The sequence below is a fragment of the Micromonospora sp. NPDC004540 genome (assembly GCF_040610095.1).
Taxonomy (GTDB): Bacteria; Actinomycetota; Actinomycetes; order Mycobacteriales; family Micromonosporaceae; genus Micromonospora.
This window is the reverse complement of the sequence record NZ_JBEXLR010000144.1, coordinates 1-12,171: the sequence shown is the minus strand read 5'-3', so window position 1 is coordinate 12,171 and position 12,171 is coordinate 1. Positions and strand designations below refer to the sequence as shown.

The following is a 12,171-nucleotide window of genomic DNA, read 5'->3' as shown; positions in this document are numbered from 1 at the left end:
CCCGGGCGGGGACGGCCTCCGGGGCGGAATGCCGCGCCGGCGCGGGGAGCTGCGGTCCCGCCGGTGGCGGCGCGTCCGGGGCCGCGGGCGCGGGAGAGGCCGCCGGCTCGTCCGCGGCCGCCGGAGCGTCGGGGTCGCCGGGCAGCCGGCGCGGCGCGGGCGGCGGCTCCGGCGGGCGGGCCGGCTCGGCCGGTACGTCGGGCAGCCAGCGCCCGACCCGGATACCGGTCTGCGTGAGTTCGTCCTCGGCCACCGACCCCTCCCTCGGCCACGGGCGCCGCCGAGCGTCCCGTGGCCCGCCGCTGGGAGGATGACACACACATCGATCTTCGAGAAGCCGTCGCGCGGAGGCATGTTCCCGACAGCGCCCCGGTCAGCGCCGCTCGCGCCGCCGCAGGCCACGGTCCGGGTGCCAGCTCTCCATCACGAGATGGTCCGGCGGGTCGCCGACCCGGGTCAGCACCACCTCGGTCAACTCGATCCGGAACCGGTGCGAGCCGTCCTCGCCGGGCGGCTCCTCGTGCGCCCGGCCGGCGATCTTCGCGTCGCCGGCCCAGGAGGTCGGGTCGTCCTCGGGGGCGTCCTCGGTCGGGCAGTGCAGCGCCACCCGGGGGTCGCGGCGCAGGTCGAGCGCCTTCAGCGCGCCGGCCATGCTGCCCAGCCGGAGCTGGCCGTCGTCGGCGAACTCGAACTCCGTGCCGCTGATCCGCGGCGAGCCGTCCCGCCGCAGGGTCGCCATCGTGCCGTGCTTGCGAACGGCGAAGCGGGCGCGCACCCGCGCCGCGAAGTCGGGTTCGGACGCCACCAGGTCGGACCACCATGTCATGCGGGTCAGCGTGGCAGGGAAACCTGACACCCCGCGTCGCCTTTCCCGCGCCGGGTCAGCGGATCTCGAAGCCCAGCGCCTGCGCCAGCACGACGGCCTGCTCGGCGTCGACGATCGCGCCGGCCCGCTCCACCGCCGTCGGGTCGAGCGCGGTCAGGTCGCTGCCGCGCAGGTCGGCCCGGATCAGCTTGGCGGCGTGCAACTGGGCGCCGGAGAGGTCGAGGCCGGTGAGCACCGCGCCGGTCAGGTCGGCGCCGGTCAGGTCGATCTCGCGCATCCGCGCGTCGGTGATCCGCACGCCGCGCAGGTCGGCGCCCGGCAGGGCGACGAAGGACCAGTCGCCGCCGTCGACCCGCAGCGGGCGCAGGTCGCACTGCTCGAAGCTGCTGCCGACCAGCTTGCAGCCGGTGAACTCCGCCTCGAAGAGGTTGCACCGCTTGAAGGTGCAGCGGTGGAACGCGGAGTCGGTGTGGCGGGAGGCGTTGAGGGCCACGTTGCCGAAGACGCACTCGGTGAAGGTGGCACCCTGGCTGATCGCCTCGGTGAGGTCGACGTGGAAGAACTCGCACCGGACGAAGTGCCGGTCGACCAGTCCCTCGGCGTACCAGTCCTCGTGGCGGTAGGTGACGTCCTCGACGGCTTCCGGCATGGGGCGAGACTAGTGTGACCGGCCGACACTTCCCGCTCGGCGTACCGGCCGGTAGGTTCGGCGTCGTGAGCGTCGCAGTGAGCACCGACCCGGACCGTATCGGCTTCGACCCCGCCCGGCTGGCGCGGATCGACGAGCACTTCGGCAGGTACGTCGACGACGGCCGGCTCGCCGGCTGGCAGATCGTGGTGACCCGCCGGGGCGAGATCGCCCACTCCTCGACCTACGGGCTGCGGGACCGGGAGGCCGGTGCGCCGGTCGAGCCGGACACCCTCTGGCGCATCTACTCGATGACCAAGCCCATCACCTCGGTCGCCGCCATGATGCTCTGGGAGGAGGGCCGGCTCGAGCTGAACGACCCGATCAGCCGCTGGCTGCCGGAGTTCGCCGACGTCCGGGTCTACGACCGGGGCTCGGTGCTCAAGCCCTACACGGTGCCGGCGGTCGAGCCGGTCCGGGTCTGGCACCTGCTCACCCACACCGCCGGCCTGACCTACGGCTTCGCCCAGGTCAACGTGGTCGACGGCCTCTACCGGGCGGCGGGCTTCGACCTGGGCGTGCCGGCCGGCGCGGACCTGGCCGAGGCGACCCGCGGGATGGCCCGGCTGCCACTGCTCTTCCAGCCGGGCACGAGCTGGAACTACGGCGTCTCCACCGACGTGCTGGGCCGGCTCGTCGAGGTGGTCTCCGGGCAGTCGCTGGACGCCTTCTTCACCGAGCGGATCTTCCGGCCGCTGGGCATGACCGACACCCGCTGGTGGGTCGAGGAAGCGGACGCCAAGCGCCTTGCCGCGCTCTACGCGCCGCACCCGGCCACCGGCCAGGCGGTCCGCGCCGAGGCGATCGGCCGCTACGCGCTCAGCGCGCCGGAGTGCCTCTCCGGCGGCGGCGGGCTGGTCTCCACGGCCGCCGACTACCACCGGTTCACCCAGTTCCTGCTGCGCGGCGGCGAGCTGGACGGGGTCCGGCTGCTCGGCCCCCGCACGGTGCGCTTCATGACCCGCAACCACCTGCCCGGCAACCGGGACCTGGCCTCGTTCTCCCCGGAGGGCTTCGCCGAGACGATCCTCGACGGGGTCGGTTTCGGGCTGGGCTTCGCCGTGGTGCTCGACCCGGTGCCGTCCCGGGTGCCGAGCAGCGTGGGCGAGTACTACTGGGGCGGCCTGGCCAGCACCGCCTTCTGGGTGGACCCGGTGGAGGAGGTCACGGCGCTGCTCTTCACCCAGCTCATGCCGTCGAGCACCTACCCGCTCCGCCCCCAGTTGCGCCAGCTCGTCTACTCCGCCCTGGTCGACTGACGCCCGGCCGGTTCGCCGGAACGGCACCGGTCGGGCGGGCCCGCTCCCTAGCCTGGGGAGCATGAGCGACATCGTCGTGTTCGGCGCCGGCGGCACCGCGGGCTCGCGGATCGCCGCCGAGGCGGTCGAGCGGGGGCACCGGGTCACCGCGGCGGTGCGCCGCCCGGAGGCGACCAGCTACCTGCCGCCCGGGGTCCGCACGGTGACCGGTGACGCGACCTCGGCGCGAAGCGTGCGGGAGCTGGCCGCGGACGCCGACGTGTTCGTGGTGGCCATCGGCGGCGGCGAGCGGGAGCTCTGGCGCGACGCGGCGCGGACCCTGGTCGACACGCTGCGCGGGCTGCCCGACCCGCCTCGGCTGATCCACGTGGGCGGCGGGGCGACGTTGCTGACCCCGAAGGGCACCCGGTACCTGGACGAGCCGGACTTTCCCGAGGAGTACCGGGACTCGGCCGAGGGCCAGGCCGACGCGCTGGAGATCTACCGCTCCTCGGCCGACGGGGTGACCTGGACGTACGTGTCGCCGCCGCCGCTGGAGTTCCACCCGGGCGAGCGGACCGGCCACTACCGCACCGGCACCGACCATCCGGTCACCGACGCGCAGGGCCGGTCGGTGCTCACCTACGAGGACCTGGCGGTGGCGATCGTCGACGAGATCGAGAACCCGCGGTTCGGCAACGCCCGCTTCACGGCCGCGTACTGAGGTCAGTCGGCCAGCCGGGCGGGGAAGCCGCCGGTGGCGATCGGACCCCAGCCGTCGATGGTCACCCGGATCAGCGACTTGCCCTGCTTGACCATCGCCTCGCGGTACTCGTCCCAGTCCGGGTGCTCGCCCGAGATGCTGCGGAAGTAGTCGACCAGCGGTTCGATCGCCTCCGGCAGGTCGAGCACCTCGGCGGTGCCGTCGACCTGCACCCACGGCCCGTTCCAGTCGTCGGAGAGCACGCACGCGGAGACCCGGGGGTCGCGGCGGATGTTGGTGACCTTCGCCCGCTCGGGGTAGGTGGAGATCACCAGCCGCCCCTCGGCGTCGACCCCGCACGAGACCGGGGAGGACTGGGGCCGGCCGTCGGCGCGGGTCGTCATGAGCACGACCCGGTGCCGGGGGCGGAGGAACTCGATCAGGGCGTCCCGGTCGACCCGGGTGTTGGTCGCGATGCTGCGTGCCATGCCTCGGTTCTACCAGGCGGGCCGACGGGGCTCAGCGGGGACGGCCGGCGACCCGGCGCGGGGAGGCCTGCTCGGGCACGCGCGGCCGCGCGCTCGGCCGCCAGGCCCGGCCGTTGGCGTAGATCACCCGGAAGCCGAGGTAGGAGGCGAGCGGCGCCCAGTGCGCCGAGCCCATCCGCAGCTCGGCGGCGTTGTGCCGCTGCCCGTTGGCCAGCACGTCGAGCAGCACGGTCTCGAAGGCGGCGGACTCCACCCAGTCGACCTCGCGGGTGAAGCCGCAGACCAGCGCGGCCCCGGTGACGTCGAGGAACTCGCGCAGCGCGGCGTCGGAGGCGCGCAGCACCGAGCAGCTGCCGAAGTAGAGGCGGCGCCCCTCGCACCGGCCGGCCATCCGCTCGGCGACGTCGGCCAGTTCGACGGAGTCCCAGTCGGTGAGGCAGAGCCGGCTCGGCTCGCCGTGCATGGCGAAGAAGCCGACCCGGTAGTCGGCGTACTGCTTGAGCAGCCAGCGGTCGAGGAAGTAGAAGAGCTCGTCGCGGGTGGCGGCGTCCTTGTGAATGAAGCGGATCCGGCCCAGCCGTTCGAGCAGTTCGAGGGTGGGCAGGACCGAGCCGCGCTCGTTGAGGTCCCGGTGCCACTGCCCCTCGACGCAGAAGACGCCACCCCGCGCCAACGCCCACCTCCCCCGCCCGCGAAGGTCGCCCGGTAGCCGTGTCCGGCCCCGGAGGCAGACGTTACCGGGCCGGGGCGACGAGGCGACATCACCCTGGGTGCGGCTGGTTGGCCGATTCCGTCATCGGTGCGTCGTTGCGCCGTCATCGGTTGCCGGCGGGGCGGAATGCGCGGTTCGCCATTCACCGCAATTCACAGGTAATGCCCAGGGAGAGGGCAATGTGAGAGCAATTCCGGTTATCCGCCCCGAATCGTCAGGGCGGCTGTCACGGTGGAAGGGACGGGATTTTCTGGTCAATGTCCAGCCCCAACCCCACATCACTCTCTAACCGGGAGGATTTCTGTGCGCGTCAACACGCTCAAGCGGGTGGCCGTCGCGTTCGCGCTGGCCCTGCCCGGGGCCGCGATCGCCACGGTCGTCGCCGCGCCAGCGGCCCACGCCGACGGCTGCTACACCTGGAACCGGGACCTCTATCAGGGGCGCTCGGGCGAGGACGTCCGGCAACTCCAGATCCGCGTGGCCGGCTGGGCCGCGTACCGGGACATCGTCCAGGTCGACGGGATCTACGGCCCCGAGACGGCGGCCGCGGTCCGCCGCTTCCAGTCCGCGTACGGGCTGCGCGCCGACGGCATCGCCGGCCCGCAGACCTTCGCCAAGATCTACGACCTCCAGGACAACGACTGCACGCCGAAGCACTTCAGCTACACCGAACTGGACAACGGCTGCGGCAAGGGCGGGTGGAGCGGGGGCCCGCTCTCGTCGACCGCGACCCGGGAGAACGCCGTGCGCACCATGTGGAAGCTGGAGGCGCTGCGGCGCAGCCTCGGCGACACGCCGCTCTACGTCAACAGCGCCTTCCGCAGCATCGCCTGCAACCAGCAGGTCGGCGGCGCCTCGGACAGCCAGCACCTCTACGGCACCGCGGCCGACGTGGTCTCCCGCAGCAGGTCGCTGTGCCAGGTGGCCAAGTCGGCCCGCAGCCACGGCTTCAGCGGCATCTTCGGCCCCGGCTACCCGGGCCACAGCGACCACGTCCACGTGGACTCCCGCCGGGAGAACAACCGGGACCGGTCGTCGAACACCACCACCTGGTCCGCCCCGAACTGCGGGGTGAGCTGAGCGACGTCGACGGCGGCCCGACGCAGGGGTGGGGGCTCCCTGCGACCGGGCCGCCGTCCCGTTGCCCCGGGCGGACGACCACTCCGGTTCGGCGTGCCTGACGCCACGCCGCGACCCGGAACGGTCGTCAGCTCGCCCGGGGCCAGCGCGGCCGGGTGGCGGGGGGCGCCACGGGCCGGCCGGTACCGCCGGGCCGGAGAGCGGGCCGCACCGGAGGTGCGGCGACCCGGCCGGCCGGGCCGCGCGGGGACTGGGCTGCCGCCGGCCGCCCGGCCGACGGCCCGGTCAGCACGAACGGGAAGGGCACGTGCACGAACGGATTCCCGTGGCGCACCAGCGCGTCGATCTGGCGCTCGTTGAGGCCGTGGGCCTCCAGCACGCGCCGCCCCCACCGGTGCAGCCGACAGGGGTACGAGGCGCCGTCGTTGCGGCACTTCGGTCCGGCGGGCCACTCCTCGGCGGCGTGCACCACCACCGCCCGGACCGCGAGGCGGACGTCCTCGGGGGTCAGCGGCGCCGGCACCGGCACCTCGCCCAGGATCTGATCGATGGGATCCGTCGACTGCTCACCAACTCGCACGGCAGGCCTCCCGCAGCTCGGCAGCGGTGCGGCGGACCGGCCGCACCACATCCTCGACCACTGGTACGGCCCCGCGCCGGCAGCAGTTCAATCCCGCCCGGCCGTCAGACCAACCCGGCGTCCTGCACCAGCAGCGCCACCTGCACCCGGTTGTTGAGATCGAGCTTCGTGAGCAGGCGTGAGACGTACGCCTTCACGGTGGCCACGCTCATGAACAGCTCGGCGGAGATCTCCGCGTTGGTCCGGCCCCGCCCGAGCGCCACGGCGACCTCGCGCTCCCGCTCGGTCAGCCCGTCGAGCAGCCGGAGCGCCCGGTCCGACCGGGTGTCCGGCGCCCGGGCCGGCGCCGGGGCGGTCACGTGCGCGATGAGCTTGCGGGTCACCGCCGGGGACAGGGTCGCCTCGCCGGCCGCGACCCGGCGCACCGCCGCCACGATCTCGGCGGGCGGGGTGTCCTTGAGCAGGAAGCCGCTCGCCCCGGCACGCAGCGCCCGCAGCACCTGCTCGTCGGCGTCGAAGGTGGTCAGCACCAGCACCTCGGGCGGGTCCGGCGTGGCGCGCAGCGCCTCGGTGGCGGCCAGCCCGTCGACCCGGGGCATCCGGATGTCCATGAGCACCACGTCCGGGGCGTGCGCGGCGACGGCGGCGGGCACCTCCGCGCCGTCGGTGGCCTCGCCGACCACCCGGACGTCCGGCACCCCGCCGAGGATCATCGACAGGGCGGCCCGGACCAACGCGTCGTCGTCGACGATCAGCACCCGGACGGCCGGCCCGGCGGTCACGCGGGCGCCCAGGGCAGCCAGGCGGTGAGCCGGAAGTCGCCGTCGGCGTCCCGCCCGTGGTCGAGCCGGCCGCCGGCCAGGGTGACCCGTTCCGCGACCCCCACCAGCCCGGTCCCGGTGCCGGGGATCGGCGAGCCGGCCTCGCCGACCGGCCAAGGGTTGCGGATCTCCACGGCCAGGCCGTCCCCGGGGCTGCCGGCCAGCCGGACGGTCACCACCGCCCCGGGGGCGTGCTTGCGGGCGTTGGTGAGCCCCTCCTGCACGATCCGGTACGCGCTGCGCCCGACCGCCGCCGGCACCGCCGCCGGGTCGGCGACCTCGTCCACCACGCTGACCCGCACGCCGGCGGTCCGGGACTCGGCGACCAGTGCGGGCACGTCGTCGAGGGTGGGCTGCGGGCGCTCCGGGGTGGCCTCGGCGGCCGGCTCGGCGCGGAGCACGCCGATCACCTCGCGCAGGTCCTGCAACGCGGCGTGCGCGCTGGCCCGGATCACGCCGGCCGCCCGCGCGACCTCCGCCGGGGGCGCGTCCGGGCGGAACTCCAGGGCGCCGGCGTGCAGGCTGAGCAGGGAGATCCGGTGCGCCAGCACGTCGTGCATCTCCCGGGCGATCCGGGTGCGTTCGAGCTGGCGGGCCTGGTCCAGCCGGAGCTGCTGCTCGGCCTCGGCCCGCTCGGCCCGGTCGCGCAGCGACAGCACCAGCTGGCGGCGGGCCCGGACGAAGAGCGCCCAGGCCACCGTCGCGCCGATGAAGAGCAGGGTCCAGGCCACGGCCGCCCAGAACGGCAGCACGGGGTCGGGGCGGACCGCCAGGTAGAACGGCGTGGTCACGAGGTGCCAGCCGACCAGCGCCAGGGCCACCACCAGCCGGCGGTGCACCACGATCGTGAACAGGATGATCAACAGGGCGATCCCGGAGGTGACCGAGAAGAGGGCCAGCGGCGCGGCGGCCACGGCCAGCCCGACCGGCCAGCGCCGGCGCAGCCAGAGGGCGGCGCTGGCCAGCAACCCGACGGCCAGGTCCAGGTCGTTGAGCCAGGCCGGCCCGAGGTTCAACGCGAACTCCGGCTTCGGCTGCACCGAGTCGCCGTAGCAGAGCAGCACCCAGGCCACCGAGATCAGGAAGGCCAGGCCGTCGACGAGCCAGTCCCGGGGCGTACGCCGGACCACCCGGGCCGCGGGCGCCAGGGATCCCGGCAGCAGCCAGGGGTGATCGGGTACGACGGCGCTGCTCATCCACCCATGCTAGGAAGCCCCGTCCGGGCCCCACCAGCTACCAAAGTCGACGCCTGCCGGTAGACCGAGGTATCGGCGGGTCGCGACCGCCGGCCGCTGCGCCCGGCCGGGTGGCGCCGGCAGGCTCGACGGCATGATCGAAGTCCACCACCTCACCAAGCGGTACGGCCCGCACACCGCCGTCGAGGACGTCTCGTTCCGCTGCGAACCGGGCACGGTCACCGGCTTCCTGGGGCCGAACGGCGCCGGCAAGTCCACCACCATGCGGATGATCTGCGGGATGACGACGCCCAGCGCGGGCGGCGCCACGGTCGCCGGGCGGCCCTACCGGGAGCTGCCCAACCCGGGGCGGGAGATCGGCGTCCTGCTGGACGCCTCCGCGCAGCACGCCGGGCGGACCGGGCGGGAGGCGCTGACCCTGGCCGCCCGCACCATGGGCGTGGCGCGCGGTCAGGTCGCCACCAAGCTGGACCTGGTCGGGCTCAACGAGACGGCAGCGCGGCGGCGGGTCGGGGCGTACTCCCTGGGCATGCGGCAGCGGCTCGGCCTCGCGCTGGCGTTGCTGGGTGACCCCCGGGTGCTGATCCTCGACGAGCCGGCCAACGGCCTCGACCCGGAGGGCATCTTCTGGATGCGCGGCCTGCTGCGCGACTTCGCCGACCGGGGCGGCACCGTGCTGCTCTCCTCGCATCTGCTGCGCGAGGTGGAGGCGGTGGCCGACCGGCTCGTGGTGATCGGCGGCGGCCGGGTGGTGGCCCAGGGCGGCAAGGACGAGCTGCTGGCCGGCGCCGGCACCCTGGTCCGCGCCCGGGACCAGCACGCCCTGCGGCTCACCCTGGACCGGGCCGGCCTGCCGGCCACCGCCGGCACCGACGGCGGCTACGTCGTCCGGGCCGAGCCGGAGGCCGTCGGCCAGGCCGCGGCGGACGCCGGGCTGGTCCTCACCGAGCTGCGCCCGGCCGGCAGCGGCGGCCTCGAACAGCTCTTCCTCACCCTCACCGCCGGCGCGTCCACGAAGGAGGCCGTCCGATGACCGCCGTCACCGCCCCCGCCCCCGCCCTGCGCCGCCCGGCCGCGACCGGGCCCTCGCTGGCCCGGCTCACCGGGGTGGAGCTGCGCAAGCTCGCCGACACCCGGGCCGGGCGCTGGCTCCTGATCACCATCGGCCTGGTGGCGGCCGTCATCGTGACGGTGCAGATCTTCGTGGTCGAGGACGCGGAACAGACGTTCACCGCCTTCTTCACCCCGGCCCTGTTCCCGGTGGGGCTGCTCCTGCCGGTGCTCGGCATCCTCTCGATCACCGGGGAGTGGTCACAGCGCACCGCGCTGACCACCTTCGCCCTGGTGCCCCGCCGGGAACGGGTGGTCACCGCGAAGCTCGCCGCGGTGGTGCTCGCCGCGCTGGCCTCGGTGCTGGTCAGCCTTGCCGTCGCCGCCGCCGGCACGCTGGCCTCCCGGGCCACCGGCGGCGCGGGCGCCTGGACCCTCGACTGGCACCTGCTGCCGTACGCGGCGGTGTTCCAGGTGGCGAACGTGCTGATGGGCGCGGGCTTCGGCCTGCTGTTGCTGAACACCCCGCTGGCGATCGTCACCTACCTGCTGCTGCCGACCGTGTGGAGCATCCTCGCCGCGATGATCCGGGCGCTGCGCGAGCCGGCCCGGTGGCTGGACACCTCGGTCACCATGGAGCCCCTGCTCAGCCCCGGGATGACCGCCGGGGAGTGGGGCCGGCTCGGGGTGTCGCTGGCCGTGTGGCTGCTCGTCCCGCTGGTCGCCGGGCTGGTCCGTACGCTGCGCCGCGAGGTGTCGTGACCGTGGCCGCGCGGGGATCCGGCGAGGCCGTCGTGGTCAGCGGCGGCGTGGGCGAGCTGGTGCTGATGTGGGCCGGGTTCCCGCTGCTCGGGGCGGGGCTGGGCGCGGCGCTGACCGCCGCGTCCGGCTGGGTGGCCGGCCTGCCCTGGTTCCCGTTCCAGGGCTGGTTCGCGCTGCTGGACCGGTGGCCGGCGGAGCGGTCGTACCCGGTCGGGGCGGGAGTGGCCGCGCTGGCCGGCGTGGTGCTGGCGTTCCTGGGCACCCGGGAACGGCTGACCGTGACGGTGGGGCGCACGTCGGTCCGGTTGCACCGGGACGGGCACGGGCGGGACGTGGCCCGGGCCGGGGTCGGCGGGGTCTTCCTCGACGGGCGGGCACTGGTGCTGCTGGACACCGCCGGCGGCGAGCTGGCCCGGGAGCGGTCCGACCTCGGCCCGGCGGGGCTGCGTGCGGCGTTCACCGGGCAGGGCTGGCCCTGGATCGAGCAGGACCCGTACGGGGCGGCGTACCGGCGGTGGGTGGAGGGCCTGCCGGGGCTGCCGGCCGGGGCGGACGCGCTGCTGCGGGCCCGGCAGCGGGCGGTCGACGCCGGCCGGGGCGGCGAGGCGGGTGAGCTGCGCGGCGAGCTGGCCCGGCTCGGCGTGGTGGTCCGGGACGAGAGGAAGCGGCAGTACTGGCGGCTGGTCCCCGGTCCGCCGGACCGGGACGGCGTGCGGCGGTAGCGTCGGCGGTGGGACCACCGAGGGCGGGAGGGCGGATGACCGAGCGGCAGCCGTACCGCGTGGTGGCCCGTCACCCGGGGTTCGAGCTGCGCCGCTACCCCGCCCACCTGGTCGCCGAGGTGCGCGTCGACGGGACGTTCGAGTCCGCCGGCAACGCGGCGTTCCGGCCGCTGGCCCGCTACCTCGCCGGCGCGAACCGGTCGCGGCGGGAGATCCCGGTGACCGGGCCGGCGGCGCCCGGGTCCGCCGGATCGGAGCGGATCGCGATGACCGTCCCCGTGCTCCAGGAGGAGGGCGACCGGCCACGGAGCTGGCTGGTGCGGTTCGTGATGCCGGCGAGCTTCACCCCGGCCACGCTGCCCGAGCCGGCGGACCCGCTGGTCACCACCCGGGAGATCCCCGGACAGCTCGCGGCGGCGACGCGGTTCTCCGGACGGTGGACCGCGCGGGCGTTCGAGCGGCGGGCCACCGCGCTGGGCCGTGCGGTCACCGCCGCCGGCCTACGCCCGACCGGCGCCGTCCGGTACGCCCGCTTCGACCCGCCGTGGAAGCCCTGGTTCCTGCGCCGTAACGAGGTCGTGCTCCCGGTCGCCGAATAGTCGGCGGCCGGCGCGGCCGCCGGGTCACCCCTGGACTCGGTGACCCCGCCCGCCCGAGGGGAGATCCCGTGCGCCGCTGGCCCGCCGCCCTGACCCTGGTGCTGCTGCTCGCCGGCTGCGGCGGCGGCACCGGGACGACCGTCGCGCCGGCCTGGGAGTCCCCCTCGCCGAGCGCGCCGGCCCCGCTGACCGTCAAGGAGGCGAAGGCCCGCTACCTGGCCATCGTGGCGCCGTACAACACCGCGCTGGAGGAGCTGGAGGAGGCGCTGAAGGCGGGCCGGCCGTGGCGGACGGTGCGGGGGCTGGCCGGGACGGTCGCCAGCACCAGTGCCGCCCACGCCGAGCAGCTCCGGGCCACCGCCTGGCCGGCCGTGGCGCAGGCCCCGGTCGCCGCGCTGCTCAAGGAGAACGACGTGGCGCTGCGGCACTGGCGGCTCGCGGCCAAGGCCGGCAGCGCCGCGGCGCTGATGCGGGAGATCCGGGCCGCCGCCGCGCACGACGGCGGCACCCAGGCCGGCAAGGTACGCACCAGCCTCGGCCTGCCGCTCTACCGGGACTCCTGACCGCGCCACCGCTGCGATCTTCCGGCCGGCCCCCGCGGACGGCGTCGGGGGCGCCGCGGGGTGGGGGGCGGGGGCGGGGGGGGGGGGTTGTATATGGTGTGTGGGGGGTTTTTGTGCCCGGGAGGGTGTTGGGCGGGGCGGGG

The 12,171-nt window shown here is 75.2% G+C and carries 15 protein-coding genes and 1 pseudogene; 8 read left to right on the top strand and 8 right to left on the bottom strand.

Annotated features, from left to right (window positions below; genetic code table 11):
• From ABZV78_RS29800 to ABZV78_RS29790, 3 genes and pseudogenes are all read right to left on the bottom strand, one after another.
• Nucleotides 1–253 (bottom strand): annotated as a pseudogene (locus ABZV78_RS29800) (hypothetical protein); the annotation flags it as partial.
• A gap of 120 nt (nt 254–373) precedes the next feature.
• On the bottom strand, nt 374–826 hold the full coding sequence (locus ABZV78_RS29795) for a pyridoxamine 5'-phosphate oxidase family protein (RefSeq protein WP_355643923.1): 453 nt from the start codon (nt 824–826) through the stop codon (nt 374–376).
• A 55-nt stretch (nt 827–881) separates the two neighbouring features.
• Nucleotides 882–1,475 carry a pentapeptide repeat-containing protein gene (locus ABZV78_RS29790; protein WP_355643921.1) on the bottom strand — a complete coding sequence of 198 codons (594 nt, stop codon included), beginning with the start codon at nt 1,473–1,475 and terminating at the stop codon, nt 882–884.
• Nucleotides 1,476–1,540: 65 nt separating this feature from the next.
• Here ABZV78_RS29790 and ABZV78_RS29785 point away from each other — a divergent pair, with 65 nt between their 5' ends.
• Together ABZV78_RS29785 and ABZV78_RS29780 are read left to right on the top strand one after the other, a co-directional pair.
• Complete coding sequence (locus ABZV78_RS29785) at nt 1,541–2,773, top strand: serine hydrolase domain-containing protein (RefSeq protein ID WP_355643919.1); 1,233 nt, start codon at nt 1,541–1,543, stop codon at nt 2,771–2,773.
• A gap of 61 nt (nt 2,774–2,834) precedes the next feature.
• Entirely contained in the window at nt 2,835–3,476 is a 642-nt protein-coding gene (locus ABZV78_RS29780) for an NAD(P)H-binding protein (RefSeq protein WP_355643917.1), read from the top strand.
• A 2-nt stretch (nt 3,477–3,478) separates the two neighbouring features.
• Here ABZV78_RS29780 and ABZV78_RS29775 read toward each other — a convergent pair whose 3' ends face one another.
• Both ABZV78_RS29775 and ABZV78_RS29770 read right to left on the bottom strand, forming a co-directional pair.
• Nucleotides 3,479–3,943, bottom strand: a complete 465-nt coding sequence (locus ABZV78_RS29775; protein ID WP_355345943.1) for a PPOX class F420-dependent oxidoreductase — start codon at nt 3,941–3,943, stop codon at nt 3,479–3,481.
• 31 nt (nt 3,944–3,974) lie between these two features.
• Nucleotides 3,975–4,616 (bottom strand): hypothetical protein, encoded by a 642-nt coding sequence (locus tag ABZV78_RS29770; protein ID WP_355643915.1) that lies wholly within the window; start codon nt 4,614–4,616, stop codon nt 3,975–3,977.
• A 342-nt stretch (nt 4,617–4,958) separates the two neighbouring features.
• On the opposite strand from ABZV78_RS29770, the gene ABZV78_RS29765 reads away from it, so the two are divergent.
• Nucleotides 4,959–5,735 (top strand): M15 family metallopeptidase, encoded by a 777-nt coding sequence (locus ABZV78_RS29765; RefSeq protein WP_355643913.1) that lies wholly within the window; start codon nt 4,959–4,961, stop codon nt 5,733–5,735.
• A gap of 127 nt (nt 5,736–5,862) precedes the next feature.
• On the opposite strand, the gene ABZV78_RS29760 is transcribed toward ABZV78_RS29765, so the two are convergent.
• From ABZV78_RS29760 to ABZV78_RS29750, 3 genes are all read right to left on the bottom strand, one after another.
• A complete protein-coding gene (locus ABZV78_RS29760; RefSeq protein ID WP_355643911.1) occupies nt 5,863–6,315 on the bottom strand; it encodes a hypothetical protein in 453 nt (150 codons plus the stop codon).
• Nucleotides 6,316–6,419: 104 nt separating this feature from the next.
• Entirely contained in the window at nt 6,420–7,097 is a 678-nt protein-coding gene (locus tag ABZV78_RS29755) for a response regulator transcription factor (protein WP_355643909.1), read from the bottom strand.
• Nucleotides 7,094–8,332, bottom strand: a complete 1,239-nt coding sequence (locus ABZV78_RS29750; protein WP_355643907.1) for a histidine kinase — start codon at nt 8,330–8,332, stop codon at nt 7,094–7,096. Before ABZV78_RS29750 ends, ABZV78_RS29755 begins: the two co-directional genes overlap by 4 nt.
• Before the next feature lie 133 nt (nt 8,333–8,465).
• Between ABZV78_RS29750 and ABZV78_RS29745 the strand changes: the two genes are divergently transcribed.
• The 5 genes from ABZV78_RS29745 to ABZV78_RS29725 all read left to right on the top strand — a co-directional run bounded on the left by ABZV78_RS29745 (nt 8,466) and on the right by ABZV78_RS29725 (nt 12,028).
• Complete coding sequence (locus ABZV78_RS29745; RefSeq protein ID WP_355643905.1) at nt 8,466–9,365, top strand: ATP-binding cassette domain-containing protein; 900 nt, start codon at nt 8,466–8,468, stop codon at nt 9,363–9,365.
• Nucleotides 9,362–10,144: an ABC transporter permease gene (locus ABZV78_RS29740; protein WP_355643903.1), complete on the top strand. Its 783-nt coding sequence runs from the start codon at nt 9,362–9,364 to the stop codon at nt 10,142–10,144. The genes ABZV78_RS29745 and ABZV78_RS29740 overlap by 4 nt, the downstream gene beginning before the upstream one ends.
• A gap of 2 nt (nt 10,145–10,146) precedes the next feature.
• Nucleotides 10,147–10,866, top strand: coding sequence for a hypothetical protein (locus ABZV78_RS29735; protein ID WP_355643901.1), 720 nt, complete (start codon nt 10,147–10,149; stop codon nt 10,864–10,866).
• A 35-nt stretch (nt 10,867–10,901) separates the two neighbouring features.
• Complete coding sequence (locus ABZV78_RS29730; RefSeq protein ID WP_355643899.1) at nt 10,902–11,465, top strand: heme-binding protein; 564 nt, start codon at nt 10,902–10,904, stop codon at nt 11,463–11,465.
• A gap of 68 nt (nt 11,466–11,533) precedes the next feature.
• The gene (locus tag ABZV78_RS29725) at nt 11,534–12,028 is read left to right on the top strand and encodes a hypothetical protein (RefSeq protein ID WP_355643897.1); all 495 of its coding nucleotides are present in this window, start codon (nt 11,534–11,536) and stop codon (nt 12,026–12,028) included.
• Nucleotides 12,029–12,171 lie beyond the last annotated feature (143 nt).

What these genes read in the sequence shown, in the direction of transcription:
- ABZV78_RS29795 (WP_355643923.1), bottom strand. Translation starts at nt 826, where the DNA reads ATGACATGGTGGTCCGACCTGGTGGCGTCCGAACCCGACTTCGCGGCG.
- ABZV78_RS29790 (WP_355643921.1), bottom strand. Translation starts at nt 1,475, where the DNA reads ATGCCGGAAGCCGTCGAGGACGTCACCTACCGCCACGAGGACTGGTAC.
- ABZV78_RS29780 (WP_355643917.1), top strand. Translation starts at nt 2,835, where the DNA reads ATGAGCGACATCGTCGTGTTCGGCGCCGGCGGCACCGCGGGCTCGCGG.
- ABZV78_RS29775 (WP_355345943.1), bottom strand. Translation starts at nt 3,943, where the DNA reads ATGGCACGCAGCATCGCGACCAACACCCGGGTCGACCGGGACGCCCTG.
- ABZV78_RS29750 (WP_355643907.1), bottom strand. Translation starts at nt 8,332, where the DNA reads ATGAGCAGCGCCGTCGTACCCGATCACCCCTGGCTGCTGCCGGGATCC.
- ABZV78_RS29745 (WP_355643905.1), top strand. Translation starts at nt 8,466, where the DNA reads ATGATCGAAGTCCACCACCTCACCAAGCGGTACGGCCCGCACACCGCC.
- ABZV78_RS29740 (WP_355643903.1), top strand. Translation starts at nt 9,362, where the DNA reads ATGACCGCCGTCACCGCCCCCGCCCCCGCCCTGCGCCGCCCGGCCGCG.
- ABZV78_RS29730 (WP_355643899.1), top strand. Translation starts at nt 10,902, where the DNA reads ATGACCGAGCGGCAGCCGTACCGCGTGGTGGCCCGTCACCCGGGGTTC.